The following is a 15,863-nucleotide window of genomic DNA, read 5'->3' as shown; positions in this document are numbered from 1 at the left end:
GTTCGTCGATGGCCTCCTACCATCTGTCTGCATTTACACCACTTCCGTGGACTCTATCGCCCACGCCGGTGCCCGCCCCGTTTATCCACAGTCTGCGGTGGACAGATTGTGCACCATTGCACGTGCCGTCATGCCGTGACAGTGAAAGTGGCGCACCACAGGCTGCCCGGCAGGGCAAACCCCGTTTTTGGCAGCAATGCACAGTTTATTTCCATTTATTGAAACAACGTACCGCCAAGCGGAACAAAATACTTGCCCTGTATGGCGGCACAGGCATAATCGTCTGACCCGTTGGCACCGCGCTTGCGCCCCGCCATCCCGTTCAGGAGCCGTGCATGCACCCAGTCATACCCAATACCGAACAGAGCCAGTGGCTGCGCGAGCGCGGCTGCCGTGACGTGGAGCTGTGCTTTGCCGATGTCAGCGGTTTTGCCCGCGGCAAGACGCTGCCGCGCGAGGCCTTCATCGGCGGCCAGACGCTGCGCATCGCGCGCGCGGTGGCGATCCAGAGCTGCGTCGGCGAATTCCCCGACTACCGCTTCTACGGCGAGAACGACCCCGACGCCACGCTGCGCCCGGACCTGTCCACGCTGCGCCCGGTGCCGTGGGCCAGTACGCCGCGCGCGCTGGTGCTGTGCGACTGTGTCGATCTGGATGGCGCGCTGACCCCGTTCGCGCCACGCTCGGCGCTGAAGCGGGTGCTGGCCGGCTACGCCGCGCGCGGGCTGCAGCCGGTGGTGGCACCGGAGCTGGAGTTCTACATCTTTGCGGCCAACCCTGATCCGGCGCAGCCGTTCCAGGCACCGCCGCTGCGCAGCGGCCGGCGCGAGCTCGGTTTCGACTCGTTCAGCTTTACCACCCTCAACGATCTGGAGGCGTTCTTCGACGACGTCTACCGCGGCTGCGAGCTGCTCGGCATCGCCACCGATACCTGGGTGCACGAGATGGGCCCCAGCCAGTTCGAGATCAATCTCAAGCACGGCGACGCGCTGGCGCTGGCCGACCAGACCTTTTTGTTCAAGACCCTGCTTAAGGAAACCGGCAACCGTCACGGCCTCAACGTGGTGTGCATGGCCAAGCCGCTGGCCGGCCAGCCGGGCAGCTCGATGCACCTGCACCAGAGCCTGGTCGGCCACGACGGCAGCAATGTGTTCAGCGACCGCCACGGCAATGAGAGCGCGCTGTTCCACCACTTCATCGCCGGCCTGCAGACCCATCTGCCCAAGCTGATGCCAATGTTCTGCCCGAGTCCCAACTCCTACCGCCGCTTCGTCAAGGGGCTGGCGGCACCGGTCAACGTGTCGTGGGGGCTGGACAACCGCTCGGTCGGGCTGCGCATCCCGCAGGGCGGCCCGGAGGCGCGGCGGGTGGAAAACCGCCTGCCCGGCTGCGACGCCAACCCCTACCTGTCGCTGGCGGCCAGCCTCGGCGCCGGCCTGCTCGGCATCGAGGACAGCCTGCAGCCAAGCGCGCCAGCGCAGGGCAACGTGTTCAAGCAGGCGGACAGCGAGCTGCTGCCCAATACGCTGGATGCGGCGCTGGCGGCGATGCAGGGTGCCGACAGCGTCAGCCGCCTGTTCGGCGAGGCATTCAGCCTGGCCTATGCCGCGGTGAAGGAAGTGGAATTGCAGCATTTTCACGGCGAGATCACACCGTGGGAGCGCCGCTACCTGTCGCTACTGGCCTGACGGCGGCGGCAATGACACAGGCCACGGCAATGCCGTGGCCTGTGCTGATTTGAACAGGTTCTTACGCCGTGGCGGCCTGCGGTGCCGCTGCACGCTCGGCCAGCAAGGCGATGGCCTCGCTGCGCGAATGGCCCGGCATCTTGCGCTGCACTTCGATGATCCAGGATTCGACCTTCTGCCGGTCGCCATGTGCCAGGCGCAGCAAGACACCATAGGCCGGATCGGTAAGACAGACATCCTGCTGCAGTGCCTGTGTCTGTGCATATACCACGCGGCGCGCCGCACCGGCACGGGCGGCGGTCCGGGCACGCTGTCGCGCCGGGCCGACAAAAAACAGCCAGTACAGGACCGCAAACAACAGCAGGGCAGAGAGAGCGAACCAAGCGAACACGGCATATCCTCCTGAATTGGTGGCGAAATGTTAACCCGCAACCATCGGCAAACCTATACGTGAAAACACCTATAAATGACATGAGGGCTCGCCCCTTACGCATCAGCCGGCCCCAGCGCGCTACACTGCCGCCCTGGCCCAGACGCCCTCATCCGCAAAGGAGAAACGCATGTACCAGCATCTGACGGTTGCCCTCGACGGCAGCCATAACGCCCGCCCGGCCCTGATCGAGGCGGTCCGTCTTGCCGCCGCCGGCAAGGCCCGCCTGTCCTTGGTGCATGTGGTATCGCTGCACGATTTCGCCATCGAAAGCGTCGGCCTGCTCGACAGCGGCGCACTGCAGGCGGAGGCACGCGGCCGCGGCCAGGCCATCCTCGACGAAGCCGCCGACTACGCGCGGCAGATGGGGGTAAGCCAGGCGGACAGCTTCCTGCTGGAGGCGCCGGAAGGCGGCAGCAGCATGTCGCAGGTGCTGGTCGACTGCGCCACCCAGATCGCCAGCGACCTGCTGGTGATCGGCACCCACGGCCATCGCGGCTGGCGCCACCTGCTGATGGGCAGCTTTGCCGAGGAAATCATGCGCAAGACCACGCTGCCGTTGCTGGTGGTACGCAATCCGGAAGACGACGACAACCCGCTGCCGAGCATAGGCTGAGCGCTCAGGCGGGATGGCGCTGCGCGAAGATGAAAAACTCGCGGTTGCCGTCGCCGCCCTTGATCGGGCTGTCGAACCAGGCCAGGCGCCGGAAGCCCAGCTCGGCCACCAGGGCATTGATCTTCTGCTCCACCCCACCGTACAGCTGCGCGTCGCGCACGATACCGCCATGGCCCAGCCCTTCGCGGCCAACCTCGAACTGCGGCTTGACCAGGCTCAGCAGGTAGCCGCCCGGCCGGATCAGCGGCAGCGCCGACGGGTACACCAGCACCAGCGAGATGAACGATACGTCGCACACCATCAGGTCGAACGCTGCGCCGTCGTTGGCGGCCAGCAGCGCCGCGTGGTCCAGCGCGCGGGCGTTGACGCCCTCGAAGGCGACGATGCGCGGATCGGCGGCCAACCTTGGCGCCAGCTGGTCGTGGCCGACATCGACCCCCACCACCCGCCGTGCACCGGCCTGCAGCAGGCAATCGGAAAAACCGCCGGTGGACTGCCCGACATCCAGCGCCGTCCAGCCGTCGATCTGCAAACCGGCCTGCGCCAACGCCCCAGCCATCTTCAGCCCGCCGCGCGACACATAGCGGTCGGCCTCGTCCGGCACGATCACGAAGCGGCTGTCGGCCGGCAGCTTCTGGCTGGCCTTGCCGATGTCGCGCCACTGGCCGCCGTCGTCGACACTGACCCGCCCGGCGGCGATCAGCGCCTGCGCCGCGGTGCGCGATGGCGCCAGACCCAGTTCGACCAGTAACAAATCAACACGTTGCATCAGGCGCGCTCCACAAACAGGCTATCGGGCGGCAAGGGTGCGCAATGCGCCGCGGACTGTCAAGACTGCCGCAGTGCCACCATAAGATGCGATGATGGCCGCAGCCATGGCCACAAGGAGAACAAAATGGACACCCTGACACTGGAACCGCACGCGGTACGCGTCCTCGGCGCGCTGATCGAGAAACAGGCGCTGACCCCGGACAGCTATCCGCTGACCCTCAACGCACTGCTGGCCGCCTGCAACCAGCTGACCAGCCGCGAGCCGGTGCTGCAGCTGAGCGAGGCCGATCTCAGCGCCACGCTGGACAGCCTGCTCGCCGCCAAGCTGGTCAACGAACGGCTGCCGGCCGGCAGCCGCGTCGCCAAGTACGAACACCGCCTCAACTACGCGTGGAATATCGACGGCGCCAGGTTGGCCGCACTGGCGCTGCTGATGCTGCGCGGCGCACAGACCGCGGCCGAGCTGCGCACCCGTTCCGGACGCCTGTACAGCTTCGGCAGCGTCGAGGAAGTCGATACCGCGCTGAATGCGCTGGCCGACAAGTACCCGCCGCTGGTGCTGAAGCTGCCACGGCAGCCGGGCGAACGCGAGGCGCGCTGGGTGCACACTCTGCATCCGGTGGCCGTGGCCGCCGCCCCTGCGACGGCGAGCGCCAGCGACGACAGTCTCGCCGAACGGGTCAGCGCGCTGGAACAGACTGTCGCCAGCCTGCTGCAGCGCGTCACCGAGCTGGAAGGCGGCACCGGACAGGCGTAACATCGTCTCCCTTTCCCGGAGAACATCATGCTGAAACCTGCCCTGCTGGCCCTTGCCGCCTGCCTGCCGCTGTCCGCCGTTGCCGGCGACACCACCCTCGCCCGCGGCAGTGACTACGACTTCCTCACCCGCATGCCGACCGGCCTCGGCCCCGGCATCAGCATCGACCACATCGTGGCGCGCAAGGCCGCGCCGCAGGACGACAAGCCGCAGGCCAGCGCCGTCGGCGTGCTGTTCGGCCTGCCGGTACCGGCGCTGCTGCGTCTGGATCTGGGTGGCAAGCTGGCTTATCTGGAATCGGACGGCTACGCCAGCGCCGCCATGGTCGGCGGCCGCCTGACCATCGACCTGCCGGCCAGCACCGAGCTGTTCGCGCAGGGCTTCTACGCGCCGTCGTCGGCCGCCAGCGGCAGCGTGAAATCGGTCAGCGACAGCATGGTCGGCCTGCGCTGGAGCCCGCTGAAGCTGGTCGGCGTCGAGGCCGGCTACCGCGTGTTCGAGATCAAGCGCAACGACAGCCAGCGCGACCGCAGCATCGCCGACGGCGCCTACGCCGGGGTCAGCGTCGCATTCTGATCGCTCAGAACGTGCTCACGATCTGCTGCGCGTCGTGAAACGTTACACGGTGAGTACGGCTTCGGAATGCTCATTTACCCCATGTCAACTCCGCTTCCTCAGCCGTTTTCGCCTTGTCTCGCGTGAGCGCGCGAGATCGTGAACAGGTTCTCAGCACCCGATGACAAACCGGCCCGACAGCACACGCTGTCGGGCCGGTTTGCGTTGCGGCCAACCTTGGCGCATTGGCCACCAGGATGATGACTCAGTGCAGCACGGTGCGCTTCAGCCGCCGCATGCCCCACCACACCGCCAGCGCCACCAGCGGCACCGACAGCCCGGTGGCCAGCTCGGCATTGATCGGCGCGCCCAGCGCCTTGCCGGCCTTGAACAGATAGGACAGCAGGCCGATCGCGTAGTAGGTCAGCACCCCCACCGACAGCCCTTCCACCGTTTCCTGCAAGCGCAGCTGCAGCGCGGCGCGCTTGTTCATGCTCGCCAAGAGCGCGCGGTTCTGCGCCTCGTGCATCACCTCCACCCGCGTGCGCAGCAAGGCGGTGCTGCGCTGCAGCCGCGTCATCAGCCGTTCCTGGCGGCGGGCGGCGGTGTCACAGGTCTCCATCGCCGGCACCAGCCGCCGCTCCATGAATTCGCGGAACGGCTGCAGCCCCGGCAGCCGGCTCTCGCGCAGCTCGGTGATGCGCCGCTCCACCAGCTTGTAGTAGGCGCGCGCGGCGGCGAAGCGGTACTGGCTCTCGGCGATCAGCTGTTCGCCCTGCGCCGCCAGATCGGTCAGCTCGTCCAGCAGCAGCGCGTCGGTGTCGCTCTGCTCCGCCATGCGCTGGGTGACGCTGCGCAGCTGGGTGCCGAGGCGGCTCAATTCCGGTGCCTGCCGCTTCGCCTCCGGCAGCGCCAGCAGCGCCAGCAGGCGGTAGGTCTCGATCTCGAACAGGCGCTGCAACATGCGTCCGGACTGCGACGGCCCCATGTTGCGGTCGATCACCACGTAGCGGCTGAAGCCTTCGCTCAGCCGCGCGTCCGGGTGCAGGCGCAGGTCGGTGTAGGCGACGCCGTTGTTGTCGCCGATCTCGGCGCCGATCAGGTCGTGGCCGCCGAACCAGCGCTGCGAGATCTCGCTGGCCGGCGCCTCCTGCGACGCCGGCAGCAGCACGGCGTGGATCGCCACCATCAGCTCGCCGGGCAGGCTGGCCAGCCAGTCCTTCGGCAGCCGGTCCAGCGCGGTGCGCTCGAACGGGTCGACGCAGTCGCCGGACAGGATGAAGGTGTAGCGCACGAATTCGGTATGCAGCGCCCAGCGCACGGTGAGGTCGCCGGCGATGCCGGTATGGTGCGCGCTGCGCGGATCGGGCAGCGGCAGGCCAAGGCGGTGGAACAGCTCGACGAAGGCGGCGCGCTGCGCGGTGTCGTCGTCGCCGAACAGCAGCGTCAGCGTGGAAAGCCGCGCCGGCGACGCAATGGCGACCGGGGGGCGGGCATGGGCTTCGTCATTGAGCACCCGTCGCAACGGGTGGCTGGTGAGGGTTGTCATGATCTGGGCAATGTCCGGTTGAGGATGCTCTGTCGGCATCTGCACCGCAGCATAAACGGCGACACCGGTCTTCGCCAGCGTGCCGGCGATGGCGGCACGGTAATCGCCCGGGAAAACCACAGCCGCCGATGCCGAGCACCCGGCGCGTTCTCAGCGCGGCTTGTGGTGGGCCAACAGTGCCAGCATCGCCTCGCGCACCACCGGGTTGCGGATCTGGCGCGCGGCGTCGTCGAAGGCGCTGACGCCGGCCTCGGACAGGGCAAAGGATTTCGGCTTGCGCAGTTTGGGCGGTGTCGGCAGCACCTTGACGCGCAGGCTGCGCAGCGGGTGGCCCTGGCGCTGCAGCGGCGCCAGCAGGCTGTTGCCGAGTAGCTTCAGCCGCGCGGCCACGGTGCTGTTGTGGGCATAGACCACCAGTTCGCCGTCGCGCACGCAGGCCACCTGGCAGAACTGGCCGAGCTGCCCCGGCAGCAGGCGCTTGAACGCACGGTCCAGCGCCAGGATGGCGTGGGCGGCGGCGGTCAGGTCGGCCAGCTGCTTGTCGCGGCGGCTGAAGGCGGTGAGATGCAGGCTGCTCATGATCGGATCGGACAAAAGGGATAAGCGCAGTTTAGCGCCAAACCGCCCCGCCCGCCCTGCCATCCTCAGCGCGATGCGGCGGGTGCAAGGTTGGCCGCAACGGCGGGCAGGCGGCATGCAATTCATCGTCATGTATCTTGCGCGCAGAAGCGGCCCCATCTATGCCGCTTGTTCGTGTGCTACACTTTAAGCCATTTTTTTCGGCCCGCTGGCCGCTGGATGTTCAGACAATGATTTCGACGCTCCTTAAGAAAGTATTCGGCAGCCGCAACGAACGCCTGCTGAAGGAATACCGACAGGTTGTGGCGCGCATCAACGCCATGGAAAGCACCATGACCGCGCTGTCCGACGCAGCGCTGGCGGCCAAGACCACCGAATTCCGGGAGCGCCATGCCAAGGGCGAAACGCTGGACGCGCTGCTGCCGGAGGCGTTCGCCGTCTGCCGCGAAGCCTCCCGCCGCGTGCTGAACATGCGCCACTTCGACGTGCAGCTGATCGGCGGCATGGTGCTGCACCAGGGCAAGATCGCCGAGATGCGTACCGGCGAGGGCAAGACCTTGGTCGGCACCCTGCCGGTATACCTGAACGCACTGTCCGGCAACGGCGTGCACGTGATCACCGTCAACGACTACCTGGCCAGCCGCGATGCCGGCATCATGGTCCGGCTGTACAACTTCCTCGGCCTGTCGGTCGGCGTCAACCTCAGCCAGATGCCGCACGACGCCAAGAAGGCCGCCTACGCCAGCGACATCACCTACGGCACCAACAACGAATTCGGCTTCGACTACCTGCGCGACAACATGGTGTTCTCGCTGGGCGAGAAGGTGCAGCGCCGGCTCAACTTCGCCGTGGTCGACGAGGTGGACTCCATCCTGATCGACGAGGCGCGCACGCCGCTGATCATCTCCGGCCCGGCCGACGACAACGTCGCCATGTACCAGCTGATCAACCAGGTACCGCCGCGCCTGCAGAAGCAGGAAACCGAAGACGGCGACGGCGACTACTGGGTGGACGAGAAGGCGCACAGCGTGCTCTTGTCCGAAGCCGGCCACGAGCGCGCGGAACAGATCATGGCCGAGATGGGCCTGCTGCAGGACGGCGACAGCCTGTACTCGGCGGCCAACATCTCGCTGATGCACCACCTCGGCGCCGCGCTGAAGGCGCACGCGCTGTTCATGCGCGACCAGCACTACGTGGTGCAGGACGGCGAGGTGATCATCGTCGACGAATTCACCGGCCGCCTGATGTCCGGCCGCCGCTGGTCCGACGGCCTGCACCAGGCGGTGGAAGCCAAGGAAGGCGTGCAGATCAACCGCGAGAACCAGACGCTGGCGTCGATCACCTTCCAGAACTACTTCCGCCTGTACGGCAAGCTGTCCGGCATGACCGGGACCGCCGATACCGAGGCCTTCGAATTCCAGAGCATCTACGGCCTGGAGACGGTGGTGATCCCGACCAACCGCCCAATGGTGCGCATGGACAGCCAGGACAAGATCTACCGCTCCAGCCGCGAGAAGTACGCGGCCATCCTCGCCGACATCCGCGACTGCCAGCAACGCGGCCAGCCGGTACTGGTCGGCACCACCAGCATCGAGAACTCGGAAATCGTCGCCAAGCTGCTCGGCGACGCCGGCCTGGTTCACAACGTGCTCAACGCCAAGGAACACGCGCGTGAAGCCGACATCATCGTGCAGGCCGGCCGTCCCGGCGTGATCACCGTCGCCACCAACATGGCCGGCCGCGGTACCGACATCGTGCTCGGCGGCAATCCGGAGCCGGAAATCAAGGCGGTGGAAGCCGACGAGTCGCTGTCCGACGCCGACAAGGCCGCGCGCATCGACGCCATCCGCGCCGACTGGAAACAGCGCCACGAACAGGTGCTGGCCGCCGGCGGCCTGCACATCATCGGTACCGAACGCCACGAATCGCGCCGTATCGACAACCAGCTGCGCGGCCGTGCCGGCCGCCAGGGCGACCCCGGCTCCAGCCGCTTCTACCTGTCGCTGGAAGACCCGCTGCTGCGCATCTTCGCCGGCGAACGCGTCGCGATGATCATGGACAAGCTGAAGATGCCGGACGGCGAGGCCATCGAGCACGCCTGGGTGACCCGCTCCATCGAGAACGCGCAGCGCAAGGTGGAAGGCCGCAACTTCGACATCCGCAAGCAGCTGCTGGAGTACGACGACGTCGCCAACGACCAGCGCAAGGTGATCTACCAGCAGCGCAACGAGATCCTGGAAGACCAGGACGTGTCCGCCATCGTCAGCAACATGCGCGACGACGTGCTGTCCGACCTCGTCGACCAGTACATGCCGCCGGAATCGATGGAAGAACAGTGGGACCTGCCGGGCCTGGGAAAGGCGCTGGAAAGCGAATTCCTGCTCGCCGCGCCGGTGGCGCAGTGGATCCAGGAGCAGCCGACGCTGGATATTCCGGACATCAAGCAGCGCATCGTGGAACTGGCCGCGGCCGCCTACCAGGAAAAGGTCGGCCAGGCCGGCGAAGCGGCGATGCGCCAGTTCGAGCACGGTCTGGTGCTGCAGATGCTGGACAACAACTGGCGCGAACACCTCGCCGCCATGGACCACCTGCGCCAGGGCATCCACCTGCGCGGCTACGCGCAGAAGAACCCGAAGCAGGAGTACAAGCGCGAGGCGTTCGAACTGTTCGCCGGCATGCTGGACCGCATCAAGCGCAGCGTGGTCGGCGTGCTGATGACGGTGCAGGTGCGCAGCGAAGCCGACGTGGAAGCGGTGGCCCCGCACCAGGTCTCCGGCATGGAGCTGCACCACGACGAGCTGCCGTCGGCGGTGTCCGGCGACGACAACCCGTTCTCCGCCGCCGCGCTGGCGGCCCAGGGCCTGCGCGTCGGCCGCAACGACGCCTGCCCGTGCGGCAGCGGCAAGCGCTACAAGCAGTGCCATGGCCAGCTGAGCTGAACCCTGGCCAGCCCCTCACCACGCCGCCGTGATCCCGTCACGGCGGCGTTTTTCATGCTGCCGCGCCGGCGGTCAGCGCGCACGAAACAAGGTTGGCCGCACTGCGCACCGTGATTGCGCTGGCGGCCAACCTTGCCCGCCTGCGGCACAGGACAAGCCCGCGCGTCCGCTCATCTCCTCAGTCATGAAAAAACCCTGCCGTCGCGGGGGCGACGACAGGGCGGTGTCGGCACGCCTGGCCGCAAGCTTGCCTCAGGCCAGCAGGCAGGACGACTGGGTGTCGGCGCTCAGGCGGCGCAACGCCGGCCGCTCGCCGGCGCACTGCGCCTCTGCCAGCGGGCAGCGGGTGCGGAACACGCAGCCGGACGGCGGGTTCATCGGGCTGGGCAGGTCGCCCTGCAGGATCTGGATCTGCTTGTTCTTTTCCAGCTTCGGGTCCGGAATCGGAATCGCCGACAGCAGCGCGCGGGTGTACGGGTGGCTGGGCGCGTCGTACAGTGCGTGCTTCTCCGCCAGCTCCATCTCGCGGCCCAGATACATCACCAGGATGCGGTCGGAAATGTGCTTCACCACCGCCAGGTCGTGGGCGATGAAGATCAGCGCCAGGCCCATCTCGCGCTGCAGGTCCTTCAGCAGGTTGATGATCTGCGCCTGGATCGACACGTCCAGCGCCGATACCGGCTCGTCGCAGATAATCAGCTTGGGTTCCAGGATCAGCGCGCGGGCAATGCCGATACGCTGGCACTGGCCGCCGGAGAACTCGTGTGGGTAGCGGTTGATCATCTGCTCACGCAGGCCGACCTTGGCCATCATCGCGCGCACGCGCTTGTCCACCTCGGTGCCGGACAGCTCCGGACGATGCACGCGCAGCGGCTCGCCGATGATCTGGCCGATGTTCATGCGCGGGTTCAGCGACGCCAGCGGATCCTGGAAGATCATCTGGATGTCGCGGCGCACCGCCAGCCAGTCTTTGTCCGTGCCTTGGCGCAGGTCACGGCCCATCCACACGATTTCGCCGGACTTGGCCGGGTGCAGATTGAGAATGGCACGCGCCAGGGTGGATTTGCCGCAGCCGGATTCACCGACCACGCCCAGGGTTTCACCGGCGTACAGGTCGAAGCTGACGCCATCGACCGCCTTCAGGGTTTTCTTCGGGGTCCACGGCCAGGCGTTGCTGCTCTTCACCTGGAAGTGCACCTTGACGTCGCGGACCGACAGGATGGGCTTGCGTTCAGGCATATGCCTTCTCCTTGATGATCTGCAGTTCAGCGACCGACTTGTGACAGGCACGCAGCATGGATGTTTGGTTACCGGCGGCTTCCAGTGCCGGCAACACTTCCACGCAATGCGCATTGGCATGGGCGCAGCGTTCGGAGAACGGGCAACCCTTGGGCATGTGTGCCATGTTCGGCGGGTTGCCGGGAATGCTCACCAGCGTGTCGCCATCGTGGTCCAGCCGCGGCAGCGCACCCAGCAGGCCGATGGTGTACGGGTGCGTCGGGTTGTAGAACAGGTCGTCGGACTTGCCGTATTCCATTACCCGGCCGCCGTACATCACCATCACTTTTTCGCACAGCCCGGCCACCACGCCCAGGTCGTGGGTGATCATGATGATGGCGGTGCCGAAATCGCGCTGCAGGTCCTTCAGCAGGCTGAGGATCTGCGCCTGCACGGTCACGTCCAGTGCGGTGGTCGGTTCGTCGGCGATCAGCACTTCCGGCTCGCACAGCAGCGCCATGGCGATCATCACGCGCTGGCGCATGCCGCCGGAGAACTCGTGCGGGTACATGTCGATGCGGCGCGCCGCTTCCGGGATGCGTACCGCTTCCAGCAGTTCGATGGCGCGCTTTTTCGCTTCGCGGCGGGTCATGTTCTTGTGTAGCTGCAGCACCTCGGTCATCTGGCGCTCTACCGTCAGGTAGGGGTTCAGCGAGGTCATCGGGTCCTGGAAGATCATCGACACGCGGTCGCCGCGGATGCCGTTGAGCTGTTTCGGGCTCATGGTCAGCAGGTTCTGGCCGTTGTACAGCGCTTCGCCGCTGGCTTTGCCGTTCTTGGCCAAGAGGCCCATCATCGCCAGCACGCTCTGGCTCTTGCCGGAGCCGGATTCGCCGACGATGCCCAGGGTCTGGCCCTTTTCCAGTTCGAAGTTCACTCCGTTGACGGCATACACGTAGCCATCGGGGGTCTGGAACTGTACCCCCAGGTTTTTTACTTGCAACAGGCTCATGGTGTAGTCCTCAACGATCCTTCGGGTCCAGTGCGTCGCGCATGCCGTCGCCGATATAATTGGCGCAGTACAGGGTGATGGACAGCATCGCCGCCGGGAACAGCAGAATCCACGGGGTGGTTTCCATCACGCCGGTGCCGTCTTCGATCAGCACGCCCCAGCTGGTCATCGGCTCCTGCACGCCCAGGCCGAGGAAGGACAGCACCGATTCGGTCAGGATCACGCCCGGCACGGTCACCGTGGTATAGATCACCACGATGCCCAGCAGGTTCGGCACCACGTGGCGGAAGATGATGCTGCCGGTGGATACGCCGATGGCACGGGCGGCCTCGATGTATTCCTTGGACTTGATCGACAGCGTCTGGCCGCGCACCACGCGCGCCATGTCCATCCACGAGAACACGGTGATGGTCAGCACCACCAGGTAGAACTCGCGACCGAGCAGGGTCACCATCAGGATGGCGATCAGCAGGTAGGGCACGGCGTACATCATGTCGACGATGCGCATCATCAGGGTATCGACCTTGCCGCCGAGGAAGCCGGCGGTGGCGCCCCACACGATACCGATGGTGACCGAGGCGATGGTGGCCATCAGGCCCACCATCAGCGAGATGCGGCCGCCGATCAGGCAGCGCACCAGCAGGTCGCGGCCCAGTTCGTCGGTGCCGAAGTAGTGGCTGTTCAGCAGGGTGGGCGCCATACTCATCGCATCCCAGTCGGTATCTTCATAGCTGTGCGGCAGCAGCATCGGGCCGAAGACACAGGCCAGTGTGATCAGGGTCAGGATCACCAGGCTGAGCACGGCGGCCTTGTTGCGGAAAAAGCGTTCGCGCGCGTCGCGCCACGGGCTGCGGCCATCGACCGCCACCGCGCCAACGTTGGCCGCAATGGCCTCGGCCGCGGCTTTCTGTTTACTTCTCAACATGTTCGGTTTCCTTGCGATGCTCAGTAGCGGATTTTCGGGTCAAGCAGCGCATACGCCAGATCGACCAGCAGGTTGAGGACCACGGCCACCACGGTGACCAGCACCACCAGCCCCAGTACCAGGGTGTAGTCGCGGTTGGAGGCGCCATTGATGATCAGCTTGCCCAGGCCCGGCAGCGAGAACACCGATTCGGTCACCACCGCCGAGGTAATCGACGAAATGGCCAGCGGCCCCAGCACCGACACCACCGGCATCAGCGCCGGCTTCAGCGAATGGCGGAACACGATGGTGTGCATCGGCAGGCCCTTGGCCTTGGCGGTGCGGATGAAGTTGGAGTTCAGCACCTCGATCAGGCTGCCGCGCATCACGCGGCCGATGGTGGACACGTTTATGAAGGTCAGCAGCGCCATCGGCAGCAGCATGTAGCTGATCTGGAAATCGTTCCAGCCGCCGGCCGGCGACACCTTCAGCCAGATGGCGAACACCATGATCAGCACCGGGCCGATGATGAAGGACGGGAAGGCACTGCCCAGGTTGCCGACCAGCATCACCAGGTAATCGATGATGCTGTTCTGGCGCAGCGCGGCAATGATGCCGAGGCCGACGCCGATGAACACCGACAGCAGCAGCGAGCCGCCACCGATGGCCAGCGATACCGGCAGCGCATTGGCCACCAGGTCGTTCACGCTCCAGTCGGCGTAGCGGAAAGAGGCGCCCAGGTCACCCTGCAGCAGGCTCTTCAGGTAATAGAGGTATTGCTGCCACAGCGGCAGGTCCAGATGGTATTTGGCCTGCAGGTTGGCCAGCACTGCGGCGGAAATCTTGCGTTCGGTATCGAACGGACCACCGGGGGTGGCGTGCAGCATCAGGTAACAGACGGTGATGACGAGCAACAGGGTGGGAATTGTCATCAACACGCGTCGAAAAGCGTAAGACCACATGGGAGTACTCCAGGACGGATAGTGCTTTGCATTGCGGCAATGCAGCAATCGCGATCGCTTCAAACCAGACCGGGTGGCCCCGTCAGGGGCACACCCGGTCTGCGCACATCAGGGGCAAGCCCCGTCAAACTGCCATCAACTCAGCTTAGTGCTTGATGATGTACAGGTCCTTGTTGCGGTAGCGGTCCATCGGATTCTTGGTGGAGTAGCCGCCAACGTAGGACTTCACCAGGCGCGGTACGGTGTACTGCAGCAGCGGAATCATCGGGTAGTCGTCCATGATCATCTTGGTAGCCTGGGTCAAGAGCTGCTTGCGCTTGGCCGCATCCTGGCTCTGGCTGCCCTGCTTGATCAGTTCTTCCGCCTTCGGATTGCAGTTGCCGTTGTCGTTCTGGTCGTTGCCGCACTGCACCAGCGCGAGGAAGGTGGTGGCGTCGTTGTAGTCGGCAACCCAGCCGTTGCGGGCGATCTGGTAGTCGCCATCATGGCGCTTCTTCAGCAGCACCTTGAACTCCATGTTTTCCATGTCGGTGTTCAGGCCGAGCTTGGATTTCCACTCGGAAGCGGCGAAGATCGCCATCTTCTTGTGGTATTCACTGGTGTTGTAGGTGAACTTGATCTTGGCGCCCGGCTGCACACCGGCGGCAGCCAGCAGCTTCTTGGCTTCGGCCACGCGCTGTGCCATCGGCCATTTTGCCCAGTCGTAGCTGGTCACGTCGGAGCCAGCAGTGCCGCGCACCACGACGCTGTAAGCCGGCACCTGGCCGTCGGCGGTGATCTTGGAGGACAGGATGTCGCGGTCGATGACCATGGACAGCGCCTTGCGCACGCGGATGTCCTTCATCATCGGGTCTTTGGCATTCAGGCCGTAGTAACGCAGACCCAGCATCGGGGCATTGCGGATGTCTTTCGGCAGCTCGGCCTTGTACTTGGCGTAGGTGCCCGGAGGCAGCTGGTACACCCACTCGTTTTCGCCGGACTGGAACATCTTCACGTCGGCAAAACCGTCTTCGATCGGCAGGTAGGTCACCTTGGTCAGCTGTACGTTACCCTTATCCCAGTAGGTGGCGCTCTTTTCGATGATCAGCTTGCTGTTTACCAGCCACTCTTTCAGCACGAAGGCGCCGTTGCCGACAAGCTTGCCCGGCTTGGTCCAGTCCTTGCCGAATTTCTCGATCGCCTGCTTCGGCGCCGGGCCCAGCTGGGTGTTGGACACCAGCTCCGGCATGAAGGCCACCGGATACGGGGTCTTGATTTCCAGGGTGTACTTGTCTGTCGCCTTCACGCCCACGTCAGTCAGCGGCTTCTTGCCTTCGGCGGCTTCCTTGCCGTTGATCAGGAAAATACCGTAGGTAGTGGCATAAGGAGAGGCGGTTTTCGGATCCAGGAAGCGGCGGATGCCATAGACAAAATCATCGGCGGTAACGCTGCTGCCATCGGACCACTTGGCATTCTTGCGCAGCTTGAATACCCAGGTGGTCGGATCGGTCTGTTTCCAGGATTCGGCCACGCCCGGCACCACCTTGCCATCGGCGTCGGTAGCGGTCAGGCCTTCGAACAGGTCACGGGCGATGTTGTTGGCACCCACGGACTCGGCCAGGGCCGGGTCAAGAGATTCGGCTTCGGAACCGTTGTTGCGGATCAGTTCCTGTTTGGCGGCCAGCTGGACACCTGCCGGTACCTTGGCGGCAAACGCGGCACCGGACACGCCCAGACCCAAGGCAACGGATGCTGCCAACACACTGATTGTCATGGTTTTTTTCATATTCTCCTGCTCTCCTTGAAACGACGAGGGCCAACCACAGGCTGGCCCTCAGCACGATATGGATACAATACGCAAAGGCGAGCCAATTATGCCCAGCCATAAAGTGCGCCACAAGCAC

15 protein-coding genes are annotated in these 15,863 nt (G+C 65.3%); 6 read left to right on the top strand and 9 right to left on the bottom strand.

Going from position 1 to position 15,863, the window contains the following annotated elements; genetic code table 11:
- Both IE083_RS15790 and IE083_RS07555 read left to right on the top strand, forming a co-directional pair.
- A partial coding sequence (locus tag IE083_RS15790) for a hypothetical protein (protein WP_229799649.1) occupies positions 1-287 on the top strand: 287 nt, incomplete at its 5' end.
- Between the two features lie 48 nt (positions 288-335).
- Positions 336-1,688 (top strand): glutamine synthetase family protein, encoded by a 1,353-nt coding sequence (locus tag IE083_RS07555; protein ID WP_189352997.1) that lies wholly within the window; start codon positions 336-338, stop codon positions 1,686-1,688.
- Positions 1,689-1,749: 61 nt separating this feature from the next.
- Here IE083_RS07555 and IE083_RS07550 read toward each other — a convergent pair whose 3' ends face one another.
- Positions 1,750-2,079: a hypothetical protein gene (locus IE083_RS07550; protein ID WP_189352996.1), complete on the bottom strand. Its 330-nt coding sequence runs from the start codon at positions 2,077-2,079 to the stop codon at positions 1,750-1,752.
- A gap of 169 nt (positions 2,080-2,248) precedes the next feature.
- Between IE083_RS07550 and IE083_RS07545 the strand changes: the two genes are divergently transcribed.
- Positions 2,249-2,734 carry a universal stress protein gene (locus tag IE083_RS07545; protein ID WP_189352995.1) on the top strand — a complete coding sequence of 162 codons (486 nt, stop codon included), beginning with the start codon at positions 2,249-2,251 and terminating at the stop codon, positions 2,732-2,734.
- Between the two features lie 4 nt (positions 2,735-2,738).
- On the opposite strand, the gene IE083_RS07540 is transcribed toward IE083_RS07545, so the two are convergent.
- Complete coding sequence (locus tag IE083_RS07540; protein WP_189352994.1) at positions 2,739-3,503, bottom strand: TlyA family RNA methyltransferase; 765 nt, start codon at positions 3,501-3,503, stop codon at positions 2,739-2,741.
- Positions 3,504-3,629: 126 nt separating this feature from the next.
- Here IE083_RS07540 and IE083_RS07535 point away from each other — a divergent pair, with 126 nt between their 5' ends.
- A complete protein-coding gene (locus IE083_RS07535) occupies positions 3,630-4,262 on the top strand; it encodes a YceH family protein (RefSeq protein ID WP_189352993.1) in 633 nt (210 codons plus the stop codon).
- 27 nt (positions 4,263-4,289) lie between these two features.
- Positions 4,290-4,838 carry a YfaZ family outer membrane protein gene (locus IE083_RS07530; RefSeq protein WP_189352992.1) on the top strand — a complete coding sequence of 183 codons (549 nt, stop codon included), beginning with the start codon at positions 4,290-4,292 and terminating at the stop codon, positions 4,836-4,838.
- Between the two features lie 244 nt (positions 4,839-5,082).
- On the opposite strand, the gene IE083_RS07525 is transcribed toward IE083_RS07530, so the two are convergent.
- Together IE083_RS07525 and IE083_RS07520 are read right to left on the bottom strand one after the other, a co-directional pair.
- Positions 5,083-6,486: a DUF3422 family protein gene (locus IE083_RS07525; protein ID WP_229799648.1), complete on the bottom strand. Its 1,404-nt coding sequence runs from the start codon at positions 6,484-6,486 to the stop codon at positions 5,083-5,085.
- 30 nt (positions 6,487-6,516) lie between these two features.
- On the bottom strand, positions 6,517-6,945 hold the full coding sequence (locus tag IE083_RS07520) for a DciA family protein (protein WP_047965945.1): 429 nt from the start codon (positions 6,943-6,945) through the stop codon (positions 6,517-6,519).
- A 230-nt stretch (positions 6,946-7,175) separates the two neighbouring features.
- On the opposite strand from IE083_RS07520, the gene secA reads away from it, so the two are divergent.
- Positions 7,176-9,884, top strand: a complete 2,709-nt coding sequence (gene secA, locus IE083_RS07515; RefSeq protein ID WP_189352991.1) for a preprotein translocase subunit SecA — start codon at positions 7,176-7,178, stop codon at positions 9,882-9,884.
- Positions 9,885-10,136: 252 nt separating this feature from the next.
- Here the strand turns inward: secA and oppF are convergent, their stop codons facing one another.
- From oppF to IE083_RS07490, 5 genes are all read right to left on the bottom strand, one after another.
- Positions 10,137-11,123 carry a murein tripeptide/oligopeptide ABC transporter ATP binding protein OppF gene (oppF, locus tag IE083_RS07510; RefSeq protein ID WP_189352990.1) on the bottom strand — a complete coding sequence of 329 codons (987 nt, stop codon included), beginning with the start codon at positions 11,121-11,123 and terminating at the stop codon, positions 10,137-10,139.
- Positions 11,116-12,114, bottom strand: coding sequence for an oligopeptide/dipeptide ABC transporter ATP-binding protein (locus IE083_RS07505; protein WP_189352989.1), 999 nt, complete (start codon positions 12,112-12,114; stop codon positions 11,116-11,118). Before IE083_RS07505 ends, oppF begins: the two co-directional genes overlap by 8 nt.
- A 10-nt stretch (positions 12,115-12,124) precedes the next feature.
- Positions 12,125-13,039, bottom strand: coding sequence for an ABC transporter permease subunit (locus IE083_RS07500; protein WP_189352988.1), 915 nt, complete (start codon positions 13,037-13,039; stop codon positions 12,125-12,127).
- A 20-nt stretch (positions 13,040-13,059) separates the two neighbouring features.
- Entirely contained in the window at positions 13,060-13,980 is a 921-nt protein-coding gene (locus IE083_RS07495) for an ABC transporter permease subunit (protein WP_189352987.1), read from the bottom strand.
- 145 nt (positions 13,981-14,125) lie between these two features.
- Complete coding sequence (locus IE083_RS07490) at positions 14,126-15,733, bottom strand: peptide ABC transporter substrate-binding protein (RefSeq protein ID WP_229799647.1); 1,608 nt, start codon at positions 15,731-15,733, stop codon at positions 14,126-14,128.
- Between the last annotated feature and the right edge of the window lie 130 nt (positions 15,734-15,863).

The sequence above is a fragment of the Vogesella fluminis genome (genome assembly GCF_014652335.1).
Taxonomy (GTDB): domain Bacteria; phylum Pseudomonadota; class Gammaproteobacteria; order Burkholderiales; family Chromobacteriaceae; genus Vogesella; species Vogesella fluminis.
Note: the sequence above shows the minus strand (reverse complement) of the source record. Positions and strands in the feature narration are given on the sequence as shown.

Bases quoted from the DNA above. Each gene is read 5' to 3' on its own strand.
- IE083_RS07555 (WP_189352997.1), top strand. From the start codon at position 336: ATGCACCCAGTCATACCCAATACCGAACAGAGCCAGTGGCTGCGCGAG.
- IE083_RS07545 (WP_189352995.1), top strand. From the start codon at position 2,249: ATGTACCAGCATCTGACGGTTGCCCTCGACGGCAGCCATAACGCCCGC.
- IE083_RS07540 (WP_189352994.1), bottom strand. From the start codon at position 3,503: ATGCAACGTGTTGATTTGTTACTGGTCGAACTGGGTCTGGCGCCATCG.
- IE083_RS07535 (WP_189352993.1), top strand. From the start codon at position 3,630: ATGGACACCCTGACACTGGAACCGCACGCGGTACGCGTCCTCGGCGCG.
- IE083_RS07530 (WP_189352992.1), top strand. From the start codon at position 4,290: ATGCTGAAACCTGCCCTGCTGGCCCTTGCCGCCTGCCTGCCGCTGTCC.
- IE083_RS07520 (WP_047965945.1), bottom strand. From the start codon at position 6,945: ATGAGCAGCCTGCATCTCACCGCCTTCAGCCGCCGCGACAAGCAGCTG.
- secA (WP_189352991.1), top strand. From the start codon at position 7,176: ATGATTTCGACGCTCCTTAAGAAAGTATTCGGCAGCCGCAACGAACGC.
- oppF (WP_189352990.1), bottom strand. From the start codon at position 11,123: ATGCCTGAACGCAAGCCCATCCTGTCGGTCCGCGACGTCAAGGTGCAC.
- IE083_RS07505 (WP_189352989.1), bottom strand. From the start codon at position 12,114: ATGAGCCTGTTGCAAGTAAAAAACCTGGGGGTACAGTTCCAGACCCCC.
- IE083_RS07500 (WP_189352988.1), bottom strand. From the start codon at position 13,039: ATGTTGAGAAGTAAACAGAAAGCCGCGGCCGAGGCCATTGCGGCCAAC.
- IE083_RS07495 (WP_189352987.1), bottom strand. From the start codon at position 13,980: ATGTGGTCTTACGCTTTTCGACGCGTGTTGATGACAATTCCCACCCTG.
- IE083_RS07490 (WP_229799647.1), bottom strand. From the start codon at position 15,733: ATGACAATCAGTGTGTTGGCAGCATCCGTTGCCTTGGGTCTGGGCGTG.